This is a genomic window from Pseudomonas mandelii, from assembly GCF_006438925.1.
Classification (GTDB): Bacteria; Pseudomonadota; Gammaproteobacteria; order Pseudomonadales; family Pseudomonadaceae; genus Aquipseudomonas; species Aquipseudomonas mandelii_C.
In genome coordinates, this window is sequence record NZ_RCZA01000009.1 from 1 (window position 1) to 20969 (window position 20969).

General features: G+C 54.6%; 16 protein-coding genes, 4 tRNA genes and 2 rRNA genes. All 22 read left to right on the plus strand.

The genetic code is table 11. The annotated features are described in order from the left end of the window. Positions 1-95: ribosomal RNA gene (locus EAH74_RS20595) — 23S ribosomal RNA — on the plus strand; the annotation flags it as partial. A 154-nt stretch (positions 96-249) separates the two neighbouring features. After that, positions 250-365: ribosomal RNA gene (gene rrf / locus EAH74_RS20600) — 5S ribosomal RNA — on the plus strand. A gap of 135 nt (positions 366-500) precedes the next feature. Continuing rightward, positions 501-1460: a bifunctional biotin--[acetyl-CoA-carboxylase] ligase/biotin operon repressor BirA gene (gene birA / locus EAH74_RS20605; protein WP_140680763.1), complete on the plus strand. Its 960-nt coding sequence runs from the start codon at positions 501-503 to the stop codon at positions 1458-1460. After that, positions 1450-2199 (plus strand): pantothenate kinase, encoded by a 750-nt coding sequence (locus EAH74_RS20610; protein ID WP_140680765.1) that lies wholly within the window; start codon positions 1450-1452, stop codon positions 2197-2199. Before birA ends, EAH74_RS20610 begins: the two co-directional genes overlap by 11 nt. Positions 2200-2206: 7 nt before the next feature. Further along, a complete protein-coding gene (locus EAH74_RS20615) occupies positions 2207-2647 on the plus strand; it encodes a hypothetical protein (protein WP_123365581.1) in 441 nt (146 codons plus the stop codon). 142 nt (positions 2648-2789) lie between these two features. After that, positions 2790-2874 (plus strand) — tRNA-Tyr (locus tag EAH74_RS20620). 24 nt (positions 2875-2898) lie between these two features. Further along, positions 2899-2972 (plus strand) — tRNA-Gly (locus EAH74_RS20625). A gap of 26 nt (positions 2973-2998) precedes the next feature. Further along, positions 2999-3074 (plus strand) — tRNA-Thr (locus tag EAH74_RS20630). Positions 3075-3158: 84 nt separating this feature from the next. Then, positions 3159-4352 (plus strand): elongation factor Tu, encoded by a 1194-nt coding sequence (gene tuf / locus EAH74_RS20635; protein ID WP_007896619.1) that lies wholly within the window; start codon positions 3159-3161, stop codon positions 4350-4352. A gap of 53 nt (positions 4353-4405) precedes the next feature. Next, positions 4406-4481 (plus strand) — tRNA-Trp (locus tag EAH74_RS20640). A gap of 45 nt (positions 4482-4526) precedes the next feature. Beyond that, positions 4527-4895: a preprotein translocase subunit SecE gene (secE, locus tag EAH74_RS20645; protein ID WP_008145488.1), complete on the plus strand. Its 369-nt coding sequence runs from the start codon at positions 4527-4529 to the stop codon at positions 4893-4895. 9 nt (positions 4896-4904) lie between these two features. Further along, positions 4905-5438 carry a transcription termination/antitermination protein NusG gene (gene nusG / locus EAH74_RS20650; protein WP_007896622.1) on the plus strand — a complete coding sequence of 178 codons (534 nt, stop codon included), beginning with the start codon at positions 4905-4907 and terminating at the stop codon, positions 5436-5438. A gap of 117 nt (positions 5439-5555) precedes the next feature. After that, the gene (gene rplK, locus EAH74_RS20655) at positions 5556-5987 is read left to right on the plus strand and encodes a 50S ribosomal protein L11 (RefSeq protein ID WP_003210097.1); all 432 of its coding nucleotides are present in this window, start codon (positions 5556-5558) and stop codon (positions 5985-5987) included. Continuing rightward, on the plus strand, positions 5987-6682 hold the full coding sequence (gene rplA / locus EAH74_RS20660; RefSeq protein WP_007896626.1) for a 50S ribosomal protein L1: 696 nt from the start codon (positions 5987-5989) through the stop codon (positions 6680-6682). Before rplK ends, rplA begins: the two co-directional genes overlap by 1 nt. Positions 6683-6880: 198 nt before the next feature. Continuing rightward, positions 6881-7381, plus strand: coding sequence for a 50S ribosomal protein L10 (gene rplJ, locus EAH74_RS20665; protein WP_010467255.1), 501 nt, complete (start codon positions 6881-6883; stop codon positions 7379-7381). An 80-nt stretch (positions 7382-7461) separates the two neighbouring features. After that, positions 7462-7827: a 50S ribosomal protein L7/L12 gene (gene rplL, locus EAH74_RS20670; RefSeq protein WP_008145490.1), complete on the plus strand. Its 366-nt coding sequence runs from the start codon at positions 7462-7464 to the stop codon at positions 7825-7827. Between the two features lie 220 nt (positions 7828-8047). Then, entirely contained in the window at positions 8048-12121 is a 4074-nt protein-coding gene (rpoB, locus tag EAH74_RS20675) for a DNA-directed RNA polymerase subunit beta (RefSeq protein ID WP_008145491.1), read from the plus strand. Positions 12122-12185: 64 nt separating this feature from the next. Then, a complete protein-coding gene (rpoC, locus tag EAH74_RS20680; protein ID WP_123365583.1) occupies positions 12186-16385 on the plus strand; it encodes a DNA-directed RNA polymerase subunit beta' in 4200 nt (1399 codons plus the stop codon). A 216-nt stretch (positions 16386-16601) separates the two neighbouring features. Then, positions 16602-16973, plus strand: coding sequence for a 30S ribosomal protein S12 (gene rpsL / locus EAH74_RS20685; RefSeq protein ID WP_002555494.1), 372 nt, complete (start codon positions 16602-16604; stop codon positions 16971-16973). 118 nt (positions 16974-17091) lie between these two features. Next, on the plus strand, positions 17092-17562 hold the full coding sequence (gene rpsG, locus EAH74_RS20690) for a 30S ribosomal protein S7 (RefSeq protein ID WP_002555493.1): 471 nt from the start codon (positions 17092-17094) through the stop codon (positions 17560-17562). A 30-nt stretch (positions 17563-17592) separates the two neighbouring features. Next, positions 17593-19698: an elongation factor G gene (gene fusA / locus EAH74_RS20695; protein WP_140680767.1), complete on the plus strand. Its 2106-nt coding sequence runs from the start codon at positions 17593-17595 to the stop codon at positions 19696-19698. Between the two features lie 31 nt (positions 19699-19729). Beyond that, positions 19730-20923 (plus strand): elongation factor Tu, encoded by a 1194-nt coding sequence (gene tuf / locus EAH74_RS20700; protein WP_046047317.1) that lies wholly within the window; start codon positions 19730-19732, stop codon positions 20921-20923. Positions 20924-20969 lie beyond the last annotated feature (46 nt).

A 20969-nucleotide genomic window follows, 5' to 3' on the forward strand; every position in this document is an offset into this window, starting at 1 on the left:
AGGGCCGTCGAAGACTACGACGTTGATAGGTTGGGTGTGTAAGCGCTGTGAGGCGTTGAGCTAACCAATACTAATTGCCCGTGAGGCTTGACCATATAACACCCAAGCAATTTGCTGACCTGAAAAGGCACCAGATTGCGGTGTGTGAAGACGATACAAGTCGAAAATTCGAAACGAAACACACAAATCTATCGCATACCCATTCGCTGGAGCGTGATCCGTAAGGAGAACGACCTGGCTACCGAATTTCTTGACGACCATAGAGCATTGGAACCACCTGATCCCATCCCGAACTCAGYAGTGAAACGATGCATCGCCGATGGTAGTGTGGGGTTTCCCCATGTGAGAGTAGGTCATCGTCAAGATTAAATTCCGAAACCCCTATCTGCGTATGCAGGTAGGGGTTTTGTTTTGCCCGCAGGAAAACTGACCTGTAGGGTTTCTATGCAATGGCGCGGGGCATGGCTATCATGCGGGCCTCATTGTGAGGCGAGACTTGCATGCTGACATTGTTAAAGCTTCTTAAAGATGGCCGATTCCATTCGGGTCAGGCCTTGGGCGTCGCCTTAGGTGTCAGTCGTAGTGCCGTTTGGAAGCAGCTTCAGCATTTAGAAGCTGAGCTGGGATTATCTATTCATAAGGTGCGGGGGCGCGGCTATCAACTGGCTGCGCCATTGACGCTGCTTGATCCTGTCGAGATAAGAGAGCAAGCGCCTTCTTGTGATTGGCCCATCCTGGTTTTCGATTCAATTGACTCCACTAATGCCGAGGCTTTGCGCGCCATAGAGCGGGGGCAGGCGGCACCCTTTCTGGTGCTTGCCGAACGGCAAACTGCAGGTCGTGGGCGGCGTGGACGTAAATGGGCGAGTCCATTCGCGGAAAACATCTATTACAGCCTCGTGCTGCGTATTGAAGGTGGAATGCGTCAGCTGGAAGGCTTGAGTCTTGTTGTTGGGCTTGCGGTCATGCAGGCCCTGCGTGAACTCGGTATTTCGGGGGCTGGATTGAAGTGGCCCAACGATGTTCTGGTTGGTCAGAAGAAGATTGCCGGGATATTGCTCGAGCTGGTGGGAGATCCTGCTGATGTGTGTCACGTTGTGCTGGGTGTGGGAATTAATGTGAACATGCAGATTACCGATGAGGTAGATCAGCAGTGGACGTCCATGCGGCTAGAGTCGGGCAAGGTGTTTGATCGAAATCACTTGGTCGGGGAGTTGGGCGCGATGCTCCAGGCATATCTGTGTCGTCATCAAGTCGACGGATTTTCAGCTATCCAGGCAGAGTGGGAGCAAAATCATCTCTGGCAGGGGCGGGCCGTGTCGTTGATCGCAGGTGTTAACCATATAGAAGGCGAAGTGCTGGGAATTGATAGTCAGGGTGCTCTGCGCTTGAGGGTGGGTGGTGTGGAAAAAGTCTTTAGTGGTGGTGAGCTCAGTCTGAGGTTGCGTGATGATTCTTGAGCTCGACTGCGGAAACAGTTTTATCAAGTGGCGTGTGCTCGATGCGGATGTTCGGCGGGTGGTTGGTGAGGGTGTCGTTGAATCGGATCTCGCTTTGTTGGAGAGCTTGAAAACGCTCAAGGGTCTCACGCTCAAGTTTTGTCGGTTGGTCAGTGTCAGGACCGCCGAAGAAACCAGTGCACTGATTTCTCTGCTGACAGAAGCTTTTGGTGTTTCGGTGGTGTGTGCAGCGCCGTCCCGCGAAATGTCTGGGGTTCGCAATGGTTATGAGGAGTTCGAGCGGTTAGGGCTCGACCGTTGGCTGGCGATGCTTGGGGGATTCCAACTGGCTTCGGGTGCGTGCCTTGTGCTTGATTTTGGTACGGCTGTTACTGCGGACTTCATCTCTAGAGATGGAGAGCACCTCGGAGGATTTATATGCCCAGGAATGCCTCTGATGCGTAACCAATTGCGTACCCACACCCGTAGAATTCGTTATGGCGATCTAGCAGCCGAGCGCGCTCTGGAAAGTCTCGTTCCTGGTCGGACAACTGTCGAAGCGGTCGAGCGGGGATGCTCGTTGATGTTGAGAGGCTTTGTCCTGACACAGCTAGAGTTGGCGCGTAGTTATTGGGGGGATGATTTTGCTGTGTTCCTCACTGGAGGAGATGCAGACCTGGTTTCCGGGATCGTGCCTGAGGCCAGGGTGGTTCCAGATCTGGTGTTTGTAGGTTTGGCTATGGCGTGTCCCTTGTCGTGAGGTTTTTATGCGTTGGTTGTTTCTGCTGCTGCTTGTTCTCAATGTGTTCTATTACATCTGGCACCAACAAGAGGCTCCTCTGCGCGCAAAGGATGTAACCCCTTTGAGTTTGTATCGGGGTTCGCAGCAGGACATTCGCTTGTTGAGTGAAACGACTGACGCGGCTCGTGATAAAGGAAAGCCTGCCCAGGCAGACGATGGATGTCTCTATCTTGGCGGTTTTACTCGTCAGGAAGCGGCTCAGGCGGTTGAGCGGCGATTGAGTGGCATGGAAATCAAGTTCGAGTCCTTGCTGAGGGCCCCCGCCGGGTCTGATGGTTACTGGGTGCGTGTGGCACCAGAAAGCCGGCGTTGGCTAGATGACTCGCAGCTGAAAAACCTTTCTAGAGAATTCAATGAGTTAAAACATAAAATAATGCCGTGCGAGGGGGTTGCACCCGCCGAATAGTTTGCATAGAATGGCGCCCGCTTCGCAGTGAAGACCTTTGATGGTTAACACCGCAAAGTGATGTCAACGCAGCTAACCTCAGGTTTTTAATGAGAAAATGCTTGACAGAAGGCTGGCATGATATAGAATGCCGGCTCGCTTAGGAGGGGTTCCCGAGCGGCCAAAGGGATCAGACTGTAAATCTGACGTCTACGACTTCGAAGGTTCGAATCCTTCCCCCTCCACCATTTTTAGCGAGAGCTGCAAGCTCCGCGGGTATAGTTTAGTGGTAGAACCTCAGCCTTCCAAGCTGATGATGCGGGTTCGATTCCCGCTACCCGCTCCAAGTTTGCAGATCCTGCATAGCGTTACGCTCTTGTAGCTCAGTTGGTAGAGCACACCCTTGGTAAGGGTGAGGTCAGCGGTTCAAATCCGCTCAAGAGCTCCATATAACAAGGCAGATATGAAAATATCTGCCTTTGTTTTAATGGCTTGTTTGACCTGCTCAATTCTTCTCCTAGGGGTGATTTTGATGGCTAAGGAAAAGTTCGAACGTAATAAGCCTCACGTCAACGTTGGTACCATTGGTCACGTCGATCACGGTAAAACCACTCTGACTGCTGCTTTGACCCGTGTCTGCTCCGAAGTTTTCGGTTCGGCAAAGGTTGACTTCGACAAGATCGATAGCGCCCCTGAAGAAAAAGCTCGTGGTATCACCATCAACACCGCTCACGTTGAATACGATTCGGCCGTGCGTCACTACGCACATGTTGATTGTCCAGGTCACGCTGACTACGTAAAAAACATGATTACCGGTGCTGCCCAGATGGATGGTGCGATTCTGGTTTGCTCGGCCGCTGATGGTCCGATGCCGCAAACCCGTGAGCACATCCTGCTGTCCCGCCAGGTTGGCGTTCCGTACATCGTTGTCTTCCTGAACAAGGCTGACATGGTTGACGATGCTGAGCTGCTGGAGCTGGTTGAGATGGAAGTGCGCGATCTGCTGAGCACTTATGATTTTCCAGGTGATGACACTCCGATCATCATTGGTTCTGCGCTGATGGCGTTGAACGGTCAAGACGACAACGAGATGGGTACTACTGCCGTCAAGAAGTTGGTCGAGACACTGGATAGCTACATTCCGCAGCCTGAGCGTGCTATTGATAAGCCGTTCCTGATGCCGATCGAGGATGTTTTCTCGATCTCCGGTCGCGGTACTGTTGTGACTGGTCGTGTTGAGCGTGGCATTGTCCGCATTCAGGAAGAAGTTGAGATTGTTGGTCTTCGTGACACTGTCAAAACTACTTGCACTGGTGTTGAGATGTTCCGCAAGCTGCTCGATGAAGGTCGTGCTGGCGAGAACTGCGGCGTATTGCTGCGTGGTACCAAGCGTGATGATGTTGAGCGTGGCCAGGTTCTGGTCAAGCCGGGCACTGTCAAGCCGCATACCAAGTTCACTGCAGAGGTTTACGTTCTGAGCAAGGAAGAAGGCGGTCGTCATACTCCGTTCTTCAAGGGTTACCGTCCACAGTTCTACTTCCGTACCACGGACGTGACCGGTAACTGCGAATTGCCAGAAGGCGTTGAAATGGTAATGCCGGGTGACAACGTTCAGATGACTGTCACCCTGATCAAAACCATCGCGATGGAAGATGGGCTTCGCTTCGCTATCCGTGAGGGCGGTCGTACCGTCGGCGCCGGTGTCGTAGCTAAAGTCATCGAGTAAGTTGTTGTAATGTCTTTTTCGGGCCGGCATAATGGTCGGCCTGATTTTGTTTTAGGTCAGTAGCTCAATTGGCAGAGCGACGGTCTCCAAAACCGTAGGTTGGGGGTTCGATTCCCTCCTGACCTGCCAGATTCACTTGGTGTGTCTGGCTTTCTTTTCACAGGATCTTCATAGATGACTCCTAAAGCTGAAGCTCAAGGCTCTCGCTTCGATCTGCTCAAGTGGCTAGTAGTAGTCGCTTTGGTGGTTGTTGGCGTTGTTGGCAATCAGTATTACTCTGCTTCGCCGATCCTGTACCGCGTACTAGCTTTGCTCGCCATTGCTGCTGTAGCTGCCTTTGTAGGCCTGCAAACAGTCAAGGGCAAGTCTTTCTTTGTACTGGTTAAGGAAGCTCGCACCGAGATTCGTAAAGTCGTATGGCCAACTCGCCAAGAAACCACGCAGACCACGTTGATCGTTGTGGCTGTTGTACTGGTTATGGCGTTGCTGTTGTGGGGGCTTGATTCCCTGCTCGGCTGGCTTGTTTCCTTGATTGTCGGCTAAGGGTGTCCCGTGGCTAAGCGTTGGTACGTTGTGCATGCTTACTCCGGTTACGAGAAGCATGTCATGCGCTCGTTGGTAGAGCGCGTAAAGCTGGCTGGCATGGAAGATGGCTTTGGCGAAATTCTGGTTCCCACTGAAGAAGTGGTTGAAATGCGTAATGGCCAGAAACGCAAAAGCGAGCGCAAGTTCTTCCCAGGTTATGTGCTGGTTCAGATGGACATGAATGAGGGTACTTGGCACTTAGTCAAGGATACTCCTCGGGTGATGGGTTTTATCGGCGGTACCGCTGATAAGCCTGCACCTATCACAGATAAAGAGGCAGAAGCGATTCTGCGTCGCGTTGCTGATGGTAGCGACAAGCCGAAGCCGAAGACGTTGTTCGAGCCAGGTGAGTCGGTACGTGTCAATGACGGCCCGTTTGCCGACTTTACTGGCACGGTCGAAGAAGTTAACTACGAGAAGAGCCGGATTCAAGTGGCAGTGCTCATTTTCGGTCGCTCTACTCCGGTAGAGCTAGAGTTCAGCCAGGTCGAAAAAGTCTAGCTGAGCAAGCATCCCAACCCCGCAGCCCTAGGCTGTGGGGTTTTGTCGTCACTGGGATAAACGCGCAAGTAACCGGGGAGCCTTTCGAGGCGTTCGAACCCGTAATTGGAGTGCCTCATGGCCAAGAAGATTACCGCTTACATCAAGCTGCAAGTGAAGGCCGCTCAGGCTAACCCAAGCCCACCTGTTGGTCCTGCTCTGGGTCAGCATGGCGTGAACATCATGGAATTCTGCAAGGCTTTCAACGCCCGTACTCAGGGTATTGAGCCAGGTCTGCCGACTCCAGTGATCATCACTGTCTACAGCGACCGTAGCTTCACTTTCGAAACCAAATCCACACCTGCTTCGGTTCTGCTGAAGAAAGCTGCTGGTCTGACTAGCGGTTCCGCTCGTCCGAACACCGTTAAGGTTGGCACCGTTACCCGTGCTCAGCTGGAAGAAATCGCGAAAACCAAAAACGCGGATTTGACTGCAGCTGATATGGACGCGGCCGTGCGTACTATCGCCGGTTCTGCTCGTAGCATGGGCCTTAACGTGGAGGGTGTGTAATGGCTAAGTTGACCAAGCGTCAAAAGGCTATCGCCGGCAAAATTGAAGCAGGCAAGTCCTACAACTTTGTAGACGCGGCTGCTTTGCTGGCTGAGCTGTCGACCGTCAAGTTCAGCGAGTCGTTTGACGTTGCTGTAAACTTGGGTGTTGACCCGCGTAAATCCGACCAGGTCGTTCGTAGCGCTACTGTGCTGCCACACGGCACTGGCAAGACCGTTCGCGTTGCTGTGTTCACCCAAGGTCCAGCTGCTGAGGCCGCTTTGGCTGCCGGCGCTGACCGTGTAGGTATGGACGATCTGGCTGCCGAAATGAAAGGCGGCGACCTGAACTATGACGTAGTTATCGCATCCCCGGATGCAATGCGCGTTGTTGGTCAGTTGGGTCAGATCCTGGGCCCACGTGGCCTGATGCCTAACCCTAAAGTCGGCACCGTAACGCCAGACGTAGCTACCGCGGTTAAGAACGCCAAGGCTGGTCAGGTTCGTTATCGCACCGACAAAAACGGCATCATCCACACCTCCGTTGGCAAGGTTGGCTTCGACGCCGTCAAGCTGAAGGAAAACGTTGAAGCCCTGATCGCTGATCTGAAGCGTATCAAGCCAGCTTCCTCGAAAGGTATTTACGTCAAGCGCGTTACCCTGAGCACCACCATGGGTCCAGGCCTGGTCATCGACCAAGGCTCGCTCGACGCGTAAGACGCAGGTTGGCGCAAGCGATTGCGCCAATTGAAAGATTGGGGTCCCTGCCTGGCGGGGGCTATCCAAGACCGTAGGCGACGCAAGTCTTAAACCTTAAGCCTACGCAGATGGTGCTCCCGGTTCCTTACCGAATCAGACACCAAAACGACATCTGGCCTCGGTTGGATGAAACGGTAACAAGCAGGAGTTTTTCCCGTGGCAATTAAACTTGAAGACAAGAAGGCCATCGTCGCTGAAGTCAACAAGGCTGCCCAAGTTGCTCTGTCCGCTGTCGTGGCTGATGCCCGTGGCGTAACAGTAGGCGCTATGACCGGACTCCGTAAAGAGGCTCGTGAAGCTGGCGTTTACGTACGTGTTGTACGTAACACCCTGCTCAAGCGCGCCGTTGCTGGCACTCAATATGACGTGCTCAACGACGTGTTCACCGGCCCGACCTTGATTGCATTCTCCAAAGAACATCCGGGCGCTGCTGCTCGTATCTTCAAAGAGTTCGCAAAAGGTCAGGATAAGTTCGAGATCAAGGCAGCTGCGTTCGAGGGCAAGTTCCTCGCAGCTAATCAGATCGACGTACTGGCAAGCCTGCCGACCCGTGACGAAGCAATTTCCCAGCTGATGAGCGTGATTCAAGGCGCAACCAGCAAATTGGCTCGTACTCTGGCGGCTCTTCGCGACCAGAAAGAAGCTGCCGCAGCCTAAGGCTGAGCGACTCCTTTCAGCGTTTATTGTTTATTTCGATGGCCGCGTAGGCTGTCACCCCAATACAGGAATTTATAGTCATGTCTCTGACTAACGACCAAATCATCGAAGCAATCGGCGAAAAATCCGTTCTGGAAATCGTTGAGCTGATCAAGGCCATGGAAGAGAAGTTCGGCGTTTCCGCTGCCGCTGCTTCCGCTGGTCCAGCTGCTGTCGCTGCCGTTGTTGAAGAACAAACTGAATTCAACGTCATGCTGCTGGAAGCTGGCGAGAAGAAAGTTAACGTGATCAAGGCAGTGCGTGAACTGACCGGTCTGGGCCTGAAAGAAGCCAAGGCTGTAGTTGACGGCGCTCCTGGCGTTGTTCTGGAAGCTGTTTCGAAAGACGCAGCTGACAAAGCAAAAGCCACTCTGGAAGAAGCAGGCGCTAAAGTCGAGCTGAAGTAAGCATCGACTTTGCGTCTCCAGCCCGAGCGTTAAGCGAAAGGCTGATGGCTGGTGGCTCTTGCCACCGGCCTTTTTCCGTTATTGGCAGCCGACTGGGTCGGTGCTGATAACGAGCTGTAACCACCCGATGCGGTGGCGCAAACCATGGGGTTTGCACGATTTTCTGGCTGCTCCCGTCGGGAGGGGCCAAACAAGCAGGTGACCAAGCTGGGGAACGCTGATGGCTTACTCATATACTGAGAAAAAACGTATCCGCAAGGACTTTAGCAAGTTGCCGGACGTCATGGATGTGCCGTACCTCCTGGCCATCCAGCTGGATTCGTATCGTGAATTCTTGCAAGCGGGAGCGACTAAAGATCAGTTCCGCGACGTGGGCCTGCATGCGGCCTTCAAATCCGTTTTCCCGATCATCAGCTACTCCGGCAATGCTGCGCTGGAGTACGTCGGTTATCGCCTGGGCGAACCGGCATTTGATGTCAAAGAATGCGTATTGCGCGGTGTAACTTACGCCGTACCTTTGCGGGTAAAAGTGCGCCTGATCATTTTCGACAAAGAATCGTCGAATAAAGCGATCAAGGACATCAAAGAGCAAGAAGTCTACATGGGTGAAATCCCCCTGATGACTGAGAACGGTACCTTTGTAATCAACGGTACCGAGCGTGTAATCGTTTCCCAGCTGCACCGTTCCCCGGGCGTGTTCTTCGACCACGACCGTGGCAAGACGCACAGCTCCGGCAAACTGTTGTACTCGGCGCGTATCATTCCTTACCGCGGTTCGTGGTTGGACTTCGAGTTCGACCCGAAAGACTGCGTATTCGTGCGTATCGACCGTCGTCGCAAGCTGCCTGCATCGGTACTGCTGCGCGCGCTCGGCTATACCACTGAAGAAGTGCTCGACGCGTTCTACACCACCAACGTCTTCCACGTGCAAGGTGAAAACCTCAGCCTGGAACTGGTACCTCACCGCCTGCGTGGTGAAATTGCTGTCCTGGATATCCTGGATGACAAAGGCAAGGTTATTGTCGAGCAAGGTCGTCGTATCACTGCTCGCCACATCAACCAGCTGGAAAAAGCCGGGATCAAAGAGCTGCAAGTGCCTCTGGACTACGTCCTGGGTCGCACTACCGCCAAGGTCATCGTGCATCCGGCAACCGGCGAAATCCTGGCAGAGTGCAACACCGAGCTGAACACCGAGATCCTGGCGAAAATCGCCAAGTCCCAGGTTGTTCGCATCGAAACTCTGTACACCAACGATATCGACTGCGGTCCGTTCGTCTCCGACACTCTGAAGATCGACTCCACCAGCAACCAATTGGAAGCGCTGGTCGAGATCTATCGCATGATGCGTCCAGGCGAGCCGCCAACCAAAGACGCTGCCGAGACTCTGTTCAACAACCTGTTCTTCAGTCCTGAGCGCTATGACCTGTCTGCGGTCGGCCGGATGAAGTTCAATCGTCGTATCGGTCGTACCGAGATCGAAGGTTCGGGCGTGTTGTGCAAAGAAGACATCGTTGCGGTGCTGAAGACTCTGGTCGACATCCGTAACGGTAAAGGCATCGTCGATGACATCGACCACCTGGGTAACCGTCGTGTTCGCTGCGTAGGCGAAATGGCCGAGAACCAGTTCCGCGTTGGCCTGGTACGTGTTGAGCGTGCGGTCAAAGAGCGTCTGTCGATGGCTGAAAGCGAAGGCTTGATGCCACAAGACCTGATCAACGCCAAGCCAGTGGCTGCGGCGGTGAAGGAGTTCTTCGGTTCCAGCCAGCTTTCCCAGTTCATGGACCAGAACAACCCGCTGTCCGAGATCACCCACAAGCGTCGTGTTTCTGCACTCGGCCCTGGCGGTTTGACTCGTGAGCGTGCTGGCTTTGAAGTTCGTGACGTACACCCGACTCACTACGGTCGTGTATGCCCGATTGAAACGCCGGAAGGTCCGAACATCGGTCTGATCAACTCCCTGGCCGCCTATGCGCGCACCAACCAGTACGGCTTCCTCGAAAGCCCGTACCGTGTGGTGAAAGACGCTCTGGTCACCGACGAGATCGTATTCCTGTCCGCCATCGAAGAAGCTGATCATGTGATCGCTCAGGCTTCGGCCACGATGAACGACAAGAAAATGCTGATCGACGAGCTGGTAGCTGTTCGTCACTTGAACGAGTTCACCGTCAAGGCGCCGGAAGACGTCACCTTGATGGACGTTTCTCCGAAGCAGGTAGTTTCGGTTGCAGCGTCGCTGATCCCGTTCCTCGAGCACGATGACGCCAACCGTGCGTTGATGGGTTCGAACATGCAGCGTCAAGCTGTACCAACCCTGCGCGCTGACAAGCCGCTGGTCGGTACTGGCATGGAGCGTAACGTAGCTCGTGACTCCGGCGTTTGCGTCGTGGCTCGTCGTGGTGGCGTTATCGATTCCGTCGACGCCAGCCGTATCGTGGTTCGTGTTGCTGATGATGAAGTTGAAACCGGTGAAGCTGGTGTCGACATCTACAACCTGACCAAATACACCCGCTCCAACCAGAACACCTGTATCAACCAGCGTCCGCTGGTGCGTAAAGGTGATCGGGTTCAGCGTAGCGACATCATGGCTGACGGCCCGTCCACCGACATGGGTGAACTGGCGCTGGGTCAGAACATGCGCATCGCGTTCATGGCCTGGAACGGTTACAACTTCGAAGACTCCATCTGCCTGTCGGAACGAGTTGTTCAAGAAGACCGCTTTACCACGATCCACATTCAGGAACTGACCTGTGTGGCACGTGACACCAAGCTTGGGCCAGAGGAAATCACTGCAGACATCCCGAACGTGGGTGAGGCTGCACTGAACAAACTGGACGAAGCCGGTATCGTTTACGTAGGTGCTGAAGTTGGCGCAGGCGACATCCTGGTTGGTAAGGTCACTCCGAAAGGCGAGACTCAACTGACTCCGGAAGAAAAACTGCTGCGTGCCATCTTCGGTGAAAAAGCCAGCGACGTTAAAGACACCTCCCTGCGTGTGCCTACCGGCACCAAGGGTACCGTCATCGACGTACAGGTCTTCACCCGCGACGGCGTTGAGCGTGATGCTCGTGCACTGTCGATCGAGAAGACTCAACTCGACGAGATCCGCAAGGATCTGAACGAAGAGTTCCGTATCGTAGAAGGCGCAACTTTCGAACGTCTGCGTTCCGCTCTGGTCGGCCACAAAGCCGAAGGCGGCGCCGGTCTGAAGAAAGGTCAGGACATCACCGACGAAGTTCTCGACGGTCTTGAGCATGGTCAGTGGTTCAAACTGCGCATGGCTGAAGATGCTCTGAACGAGCAGCTCGAGAAGGCCCAGGCCTACATCGTTGATCGTCGCCGTCTGCTGGACGACAAGTTCGAAGACAAGAAGCGCAAACTGCAGCAGGGCGATGACCTGGCTCCAGGCGTGCTGAAAATCGTCAAGGTTTACCTGGCAATCCGTCGCCGCATCCAGCCGGGCGACAAGATGGCCGGTCGTCACGGTAACAAAGGTGTGGTCTCCGTGATCATGCCGGTTGAAGACATGCCGCACGATGCCAATGGCACCCCGGTCGACGTCGTCCTCAACCCGTTGGGCGTACCTTCGCGTATGAACGTTGGTCAGATCCTTGAAACCCACCTGGGCCTCGCGGCTAAAGGTTTGGGCGAGAAGATCAACCGGATGATCGAAGAGCAGCGCAAAGTCGCTGAGCTTCGTAAATTCCTCGACGAGATCTACAACCAGATCGGCGGTCGTAACGAAGATCTGGATAGCTTCTCTGACCAGGAAATCCTGGATCTGGCGAAGAACCTGCGTGGCGGCGTTCCAATGGCCACTCCAGTGTTCGACGGCGCCAAGGAAAGCGAAATCAAGGCCATGCTGAAACTGGCTGACCTGCCAGAAAGCGGCCAGATGCAGCTGACCGACGGCCGTACCGGCAACAAGTTCGAGCGCCCGGTTACTGTTGGCTACATGTACATGCTGAAGCTGAACCACTTGGTAGACGACAAGATGCACGCTCGTTCTACCGGTTCGTACAGCCTGGTTACCCAGCAGCCGCTGGGTGGTAAGGCGCAGTTCGGTGGTCAGCGTTTCGGGGAGATGGAGGTCTGGGCACTGGAAGCATACGGTGCCGCTTACACTCTGCAAGAAATGCTCACAGTGAAGTCGGACGATGTGAACGGCCGTACCAAGATGTACAAAAACATCGTGGATGGCGATCACCGTATGGAGCCGGGCATGCCCGAGTCTTTCAACGTGTTGATCAAGGAAATTCGTTCCCTCGGCATCGATATCGATCTGGAAACCGAATAACACGTGACGCGAATCGAGAGCGGGGCAGGATTGCCCGCTCTCTGCTCCGCCAGGAGGAAAGGCCTTGAAAGACCTACTGAATTTGCTGAAAAACCAGGGTCAAGTCGAAGAGTTCGACGCCATCCGTATTGGATTGGCATCGCCTGAGATGATCCGTTCGTGGTCGTTCGGTGAAGTTAAAAAGCCGGAAACCATCAACTACCGTACGTTCAAACCAGAGCGTGACGGCCTGTTCTGCGCCAAGATCTTTGGCCCGGTAAAGGATTACGAGTGCCTGTGCGGTAAGTACAAGCGCTTGAAGCACCGCGGTGTGATCTGCGAGAAGTGCGGCGTTGAAGTCGCGCTGGCAAAAGTTCGTCGTGAGCGCATGGCGCACATCGAACTGGCCTCGCCAGTTGCCCACATCTGGTTCCTGAAATCGCTGCCGTCCCGTATCGGCTTGCTGATGGACATGACCCTGCGTGATATCGAACGCGTTCTCTACTTCGAGAGCTATGTCGTTATCGATCCAGGCATGACCACCCTTGAAAAAGGTCAGCTGCTGAACGACGAGCAGTACTTCGAAGCGCTGGAAGAGTTCGGCGACGATTTCGATGCACGCATGGGTGCCGAAGCTGTCCGTGAACTGCTGCACGCTATCGACCTGGAACACGAGATTGGCCGTCTGCGTGAAGAAATTCCGCAAACCAACTCCGAAACCAAAATCAAGAAGCTGTCCAAGCGTCTGAAGTTGATGGAGGCCTTCCAGGGTTCCGGCAACCTTCCAGAATGGATGGTGCTGACCGTTCTGCCGGTTCTGCCGCCAGATCTGCGTCCACTGGTCCCGCTGGATGGCGGTCGCTTCGCGACTTCCGACCTCAACGATCTGTATCGTCGAGTGATCAACCGTAACAACCGCTTGAAGCGTCTGCTCGATCTGTCCGCTCCGGACATCATCGTGCGCAACGAAAAGCGTATGTTGCAGGAAGCCGTCGATGCACTGCTCGACAACGGTCGTCGTGGCCGCGCTATCACTGGTTCCAACAAGCGTCCTCTGAAATCCCTGGCTGACATGATCAAGGGTAAACAAGGTCGTTTCCGTCAGAACTTGCTCGGTAAGCGTGTTGACTACTCCGGTCGTTCGGTAATTACCGTAGGTCCGACCCTGCGTCTGCACCAGTGCGGCCTGCCGAAGAAAATGGCTCTCGAGCTGTTCAAGCCGTTCATTTTCGGCAAGCTGGAAATGCGTGGTCTCGCTACCACCATCAAAGCTGCCAAGAAGATGGTCGAGCGCGAGCTGCCAGAGGTTTGGGACGTTCTCGCTGAAGTGATCCGTGAACACCCGGTTCTCCTCAACCGTGCACCGACCCTTCACCGTCTGGGTATCCAGGCGTTTGAACCGGTACTGATCGAAGGTAAGGCTATCCAGCTGCACCCGTTGGTCTGTGCTGCGTACAACGCCGACTTCGACGGCGACCAAATGGCCGTGCACGTACCGCTGACACTGGAAGCCCAGTTGGAAGCGCGTGCGTTGATGATGTCGACCAACAACATTCTGTCGCCAGCCAACGGTGAGCCAATCATCGTTCCTTCGCAGGACGTTGTATTGGGTCTGTACTACATGACTCGTGAAGCGATCAACGCCAAAGGCGAAGGTCGTGTGTTCGCGGATCTGCAAGAAGTTGACCGTGTGTTCCGTGCAGGCGAAGCCGCACTGCACGCTAAAGTCAAAGTGCGGATCCACGAAACCGTTAACGATCGTGATGGCGGCAGCGTCAAGAACACCCGTATCGTCGACACCACTGTCGGCCGTGCGCTGTTGTTCCAGGTTGTTCCACCTGGCCTGTCGTACGACGTCGTCAACCAGCCGATGAAGAAAAAAGCGATCTCCAAGCTGATCAACCAGTGCTACCGCGTGGTTGGTTTGAAAGAGACCGTGATCTTCGCTGACCAGTTGATGTACACCGGTTTTGCCTATTCGACCATTTCCGGCGTTTCCATCGGCGTTAACGACTTCGTTATCCCTGATGAAAAAGCCCGCATCATCAATGCTGCTACTGATGAAGTGAAAGAGATCGAAAGTCAGTACGCCTCCGGCCTGGTAACCCAGGGCGAGAAGTACAACAAAGTGATCGACCTTTGGTCCAAGGCGAACGACGAAGTTTCCAAGGCGATGATGGCCAACCTCTCGAAAGAGAAAGTCATCGATCGTCATGGCGTCGAAGTCGACCAGGAATCCTTCAACTCGATGTACATGATGGCCGACTCGGGCGCACGGGGTTCTGCTGCGCAGATCCGTCAGCTCGCCGGTATGCGTGGCCTGATGGCCAAGCCGGACGGTTCCATCATTGAAACGCCGATTACTGCGAACTTCCGTGAAGGTTTGAGCGTACTTCAGTACTTCATCTCCACTCACGGTGCTCGTAAAGGTTTGGCGGATACCGCGTTGAAAACTGCGAACTCCGGTTACCTGACTCGTCGTCTGGTAGACGTGGCGCAGGATCTGGTAGTAACCGAGATCGACTGCGGCACCGAACATGGCCTGGTAATGACTCCGCACATTGAAGGCGGTGACGTTGTTGAGCCGCTGGGTGAGCGCGTATTGGGTCGTGTCATTGCCCGTGACGTGTTCAAGCCAGGTACCGAAGAAATCATCGTTCCTGCCGGCACATTGGTAGACGAGAAGTGGGTCGAGTTCATTGAGCTGAACAGCATCGATGAAGTGATCGTGCGTTCGCCGATCAGCTGCGAAACCCGCTACGGCATTTGCGCCAAGTGCTACGGCCGTGACTTGGCTCGTGGTCACCAGGTGAACATCGGTGAAGCGGTCGGCGTTATCGCTGCCCAGTCCATCGGTGAGCCGGGTACCCAGCTGACCATGCGTACGTTCCACATCGGTGGTGCGGCAAGCCGGACCTCCGCAGCCGACAGCGTTCAGGTGAAGAATGGCGGTACCGTCCGTCTGCACAACCTGAAGCACGTTGAGCGAGTGGATGGTTGCCTGGTTGCTGTGTCCCGTTCCGGTGAGCTGGCGATCGCTGATGACTTCGGTCGTGAGCGCGAGCGTTACAAGCTGCCGTACGGTGCTGTGATTTCGGTTAAAGAAGGTGACAAGGTCGACGCTGGCGCAATCGTGGCCAAGTGGGATCCGCACACTCACCCAATCGTTACCGAAATGAAAGGTACCGTGACCTACGTGGGCATGGAAGAAGGCATCACGATCAAGCGTCAGACTGACGAATTGACCGGTATGACCAACATTGAAGTACTCGACGCCAAAGACCGTCCAGCTGCCGGTAAAGATATCCGTCCTGCTGTGAAGATGGTTGATGACAACGGCAAGGATCTCTTGCTGCCGGGTACCGACGTAATTGCTCAGTACTTCCTGCCTGCTAACGCCCTGGTCGGTGTAGCGGACGGTGCGAAAATCGCGATCGGTGATGTTATCGCTCGTATCCCGCAAGAAACTTCGAAAACTCGCGACATCACCGGTGGTCTGCCGCGTGTTGCCGACTTGTTCGAAGCCCGTCGTCCGAAAGAAGCCTCGATCCTGGCTGAAGTCAGCGGCACCATCGCGTTCGGTAAAGAGACCAAAGGCAAGCGCCGTCTGGTCATTACCCCGAACGACGGTAGCGATCCGTACGAAGAGCTGATTCCGAAGTGGCGTCACCTGAACGTCTTCGAAGGCGAACAGGTAAACCGCGGCGAAGTTATCTCCGATGGCCCGAGTGATCCACACGACATCCTGCGTCTGCTGGGTGTGAGTGCGCTGGCCAAGTACATCGTGAACGAGATCCAGGACGTTTATCGTCTGCAAGGCGTGAAGATCAACGACAAGCACATCGAGACCATCCTGCGTCAGATGTTGCGTAAGGTTGAAATCGCTGAGTCCGGCGATTCAACTTTCATCAAGGGCGACCAGATGGAATTGACTCACGTTCTGGTAGAGAACGAGCGTCTGGCTGGCGACGAGAAATTCGTTTCCAAGTTTACTCGCGTGCTGTTGGGTATCACCAAGGCGTCGTTGTCCACCGAATCGTTCATCTCGGCGGCTTCCTTCCAGGAAACCACTCGCGTACTGACCGAAGCGGCGGTAACCGGCAAGCGCGATTACCTGCGCGGCCTGAAAGAAAACGTGGTCGTGGGTCGTTTGATCCCGGCGGGTACCGGTCTGGCTTATCACAGCGAGCGCAAGCGCCGCCGTGATGCTGACAAACCGTTGCGCGTAAGCGCCAGTGAAGTGGAAGCTGCACTGACCGAAGCATTGAACTCGAGCGGTAACTGAGTTCTGCGGTAAATGAGCGTGGGGCCCCGGCCGTTCCGTTCATCGAATCGAGACAAATTGTCGAGGTTGGATGAGCGGGGAGGTCGGGGCCTTGCCTTGACTGGGGACAAGATCCTCTTTAGACTCTTGTACCCCTAAATTTGGCGGGAATTCGTTCCTGCCATTTTGCTTTTCTTGCAAGACAATAGCGTCGCAAGACAACAGTGGAGCTAGTAGATGGCAACTATCAACCAGCTGGTACGTCAGCCGCGTAAGCGTATCGTCGAGAAATCCGACGTGCCTGCGCTGCAGAACTGCCCGCAACGTCGTGGCGTATGCACCCGTGTGTATACCACCACGCCGAAAAAACCTAACTCGGCACTGCGTAAAGTATGCCGTGTGCGTCTGACCAACGGTTTCGAGGTTTCCTCGTACATCGGCGGTGAAGGCCACAACCTGCAAGAGCACAGCGTGGTACTGATCCGCGGCGGTCGTGTAAAAGACTTGCCAGGTGTTCGTTACCACACCGTACGCGGTTCTTTGGATACTTCCGGCGTTAAAGGTCGTAACCAGGGTCGTTCGAAGTACGGTACCAAGAAGCCTAAGTAGTAGTGGCTTTTTGTAAAAACTGATTTTCTATTTTTCTGAGTCGATAAGAGTAAGGTCGGAGGCGTCCCGAAAGGGCACCGATTCCGAGCGAACCTGAAGACCGTTTGAGGGCTTATCCATGCCAAGAAGACGCGTAGCAGCCAAGCGCGAAGTGCTTGACGATCCAAAATACGGAAGCCAAATCCTGGCCAAGTTCATGAACCACGTTATGGAAAGCGGCAAGAAAGCCGTTGCCGAACGTATCGTTTATGGCGCGCTGGAAAAGGTTAAAGAACGTAAGAACAGCGATCCCCTGGAAATCTTCGAGAAAGCTCTCGACGCCATCGCTCCGCTGGTCGAAGTGAAGTCGCGCCGTGTAGGCGGTGCTACTTACCAGGTTCCGGTCGAAGTTCGCCCGTCCCGTCGTAACGCCCTGGCAATGCGCTGGTTGGTAGACTTCGCCCGCAAGCGCGGCGAGAAGTCTATGGCCCTGCGTTTGGCTGGCGAACTGTTGGACGCTGCTGAAGGTAAAGGTGCTGCAGTTAAGAAGCGTGAAGACGTGCACCGTATGGCTGAAGCCAACAAGGCTTTCTCGCACTACCGCTTCTAATTTTAGCGTCACTAATTTTGCGAGGGCTTTATGGCTCGTACTACACCGATTAATCGCTACCGTAACATTGGTATCGTTGCTCACGTGGATGCTGGTAAAACCACCACCACCGAGCGCGTCCTTTTTTACACTGGCAAAAGTCACAAGATGGGCGAGGTGCATGACGGCGCCGCGACCACAGACTGGATGGTGCAGGAGCAGGAGCGTGGTATTACCATTACTTCTGCTGCTATTACCGCCTTCTGGCAGGGTTCCGAGAAGCAGCACAAAGACCAATACCGCTTCAACGTTATTGATACCCCGGGCCACGTTGACTTCACTATTGAAGTTGAGCGTTCCCTGCGTGTACTCGATGGCGCGGTCGTTGTGTTCTGCGGCACCTCGGGTGTTGAGCCTCAGTCGGAAACCGTATGGCGTCAAGCCAACAAGTACGGCGTTCCACGTCTTGTTTACGTAAACAAGATGGACCGTGCTGGCGCCAACTTCCTGCGCGTGATCGGTCAGATCAAGCAGCGTCTGGGTCACACTCCGGTTCCAATCCAGTTGGCTATCGGTTCCGAAGACAACTTCCAGGGTCAGATCGATCTGATGGCCATGGAAGCTGTTTACTGGAATGACGCTGACAAAGGCATGGTTCCAGTTCGCAAGCCTATCCCTGCTGAACTGCAGGAACTGGCTGACGAGTGGCGCGGCAACATGGTTGAGGCTGCGGCCGAAGCCAGCGAAGAGCTGATGAACAAGTACCTCGAAGGTGAAGAACTCACCAACGACGAAATCAAGGCCGCTCTGCGTCAGCGTACTATCGCTGGTGAGATCGTTCTGGCTGTTTGCGGTTCTTCCTTCAAGAACAAGGGTGTTCCCCTGGTTCTCGACGCCGTTATCGACTACCTGCCTGCTCCAAGCGACATTCCTGCCATCAAGGGTACTGACCCGGATGATGAGACCCAGGAAATGGAGCGTCACGCAGACGACAGCGAGCCGTTCTCGGCTCTGGCGTTCAAGATCGCTACCGACCCATTCGTGGGTACCTTGACCTTTGTTCGAGTTTACTCGGGCGTGTTGGCATCCGGCGACGGCGTGATCAACTCGGTTAAAGGCAAGAAAGAGCGCGTGGGTCGTATGGTGCAAATGCACGCAAACGCCCGTGAAGAAATCAAGGAAGTTCGCGCTGGTGACATCGCGGCCTTGATCGGCATGAAGGACGTCACCACTGGTGAAACTTTGTGCAACGCTGACAAGCCAATTATCCTGGTTCGCATGGACTTCCCGGAGCCGGTTATTTCGGTTGCCGTAGAGCCTAAGACCAAGGACGACCAGGAAAAAATGGGTATCGCTCTGGGCAAACTTGCTCAGGAAGACCCGTCTTTCCGCGTCAAGACTGATGAAGAGACTGGTCAAACGATCATCTCCGGCATGGGCGAGTTGCACCTGGACATCCTGGTTGACCGGATGCGCCGTGAGTTCAACGTCGAAGCCAACATCGGTAAGCCTCAAGTTTCGTACCGTGAGCGCATCACGAAGAGCTGCGAAATTGAAGGCAAATTCGTTCGCCAATCCGGCGGTCGTGGCCAGTTCGGTCATTGCTGGATTCGTTTTGCTCCTGCTGACGAAGGTCAGGAAGGTCTGCAATTCCTGAACGAAGTAGTGGGTGGTGTGGTTCCTAAGGAATATATCCCGGCTATCCAGAAGGGTATCGAAGAGCAGATGAAGAACGGCGTAGTTGCCGGCTATCCGCTGATCGGCCTGAAGGCTACCGTGTTTGATGGTTCCTACCACGACGTCGACTCCAACGAGATGGCGTTTAAGGTGGCTGCTTCCATGGCGACCAAGCAACTGGCCCAGAAGGGCGGTGGTGAGTTGCTTGAGCCGATCATGGCGGTAGAGGTTGTTACGCCTGAAGACTATATGGGTGACGTGATGGGCGACCTTAACCGTCGTCGCGGCATGATCCTGGGTATGGAAGACACGGTTTCCGGCAAAGTGATTCGCGCCGAGGTTCCGTTGGGTGAGATGTTTGGTTACGCAACCGACGTCCGTTCCATGTCCCAAGGTCGCGCAAGCTACTCTATGGAATTCAAAAAATACAATACGGCTCCGTCGCACATCGTCGAAACCGTTACCAAAAAACAAGGCTGATTCAGCCCCTTTAGGCTAGGAGTTAATTGTCGTGGCTAAAGAAAAATTTGACCGTACCCTCCCGCACGTCAACGTTGGCACCATCGGTCACGTCGACCACGGTAAAACCACGCTGACCGCTGCTCTGACTCGCGTCTGCTCCGAAATTTTCGGTTCGGCCGTTGTTGCTTTCGACAAAATCGATAGCGCTCCGGAAGAAAAGGCTCGTGGTATCACCATCAACACCGCACACGTTGAATACAACTCGCTGATCCGTCACTACGCTCACGTTGACTGCCCAGGTCACGCTGACTATGTGAAGAACATGATCACCGGTGCTGCTCAAATGGACGGCGCTATCCTGGTTTGCTCGGCCGCTGATGGTCCGATGCCACAAACCCGTGAGCACATCCTGCTGTCCCGTCAGGTTGGCGTTCCGTACATCGTTGTCTTCCTGAACAAGGCTGACATGGTTGACGACGCTGAGCTGCTGGAACTGGTTGAGATGGAAGTGCGCGATCTGCTGAGCACTTACGACTTCCCAGGTGACGACACTCCGATCATCATCGGTTCGGCTCTGATGGCCCTGAACGGCCAAGACGACAACGAAATGGGTACCACCGCTGTTAAGCGCCTGGTAGAAACTCTGGACAGCTACATCCCAGATCCAGTTCGTGTTATCGACAAGCCGTTCCTGATGCCAATCGAAGACGTATTCTCGATCTCCGGTCGCGGTACTGTTGTAACTGGCCGTATCGAGCGCGGTATCGTCAAGGTTCAGGATCCACTGGAAATCGTTGGTCTGCGTGACACTACCGTCACCACCTGCACCGGTGTTGAAATGTTCCGTAAGCTGCTCGACGAAGGTCGTGCTGGTGAGAACTGCGGCGTGCTGCTGCGCGGCACCAAGCGTGACGACGTTGAGCGTGGCCAGGTTCTGGTCAAGCCAGGTTCGGTTAAGCCGCACACTACCTTCGAAGCTGAAGTGTACGTGTTGAGCAAAGAAGAAGGCGGTCGCCACACTCCGTTCTTCAAAGGCTACCGTCCACAGTTCTACTTCCGGACCACTGACGTGACCGGTAACTGCGAACTGCCGGAAGGCGTTGAAATGGTAATGCCGGGCGACAACATCAAAATGGTTGTCACCCTGATCAAAACCATCGCAATGGAAGATGGTCTGCGTTTCGCTATTCGTGAAGGCGGTCGTACCGTCGGCGCTGGCGTCGTAGCCAAAATCATCGCTTAATAAGTGATGACTTGAAAAAGCCCCCGCCTAGCGGGGGCTTTTTTAT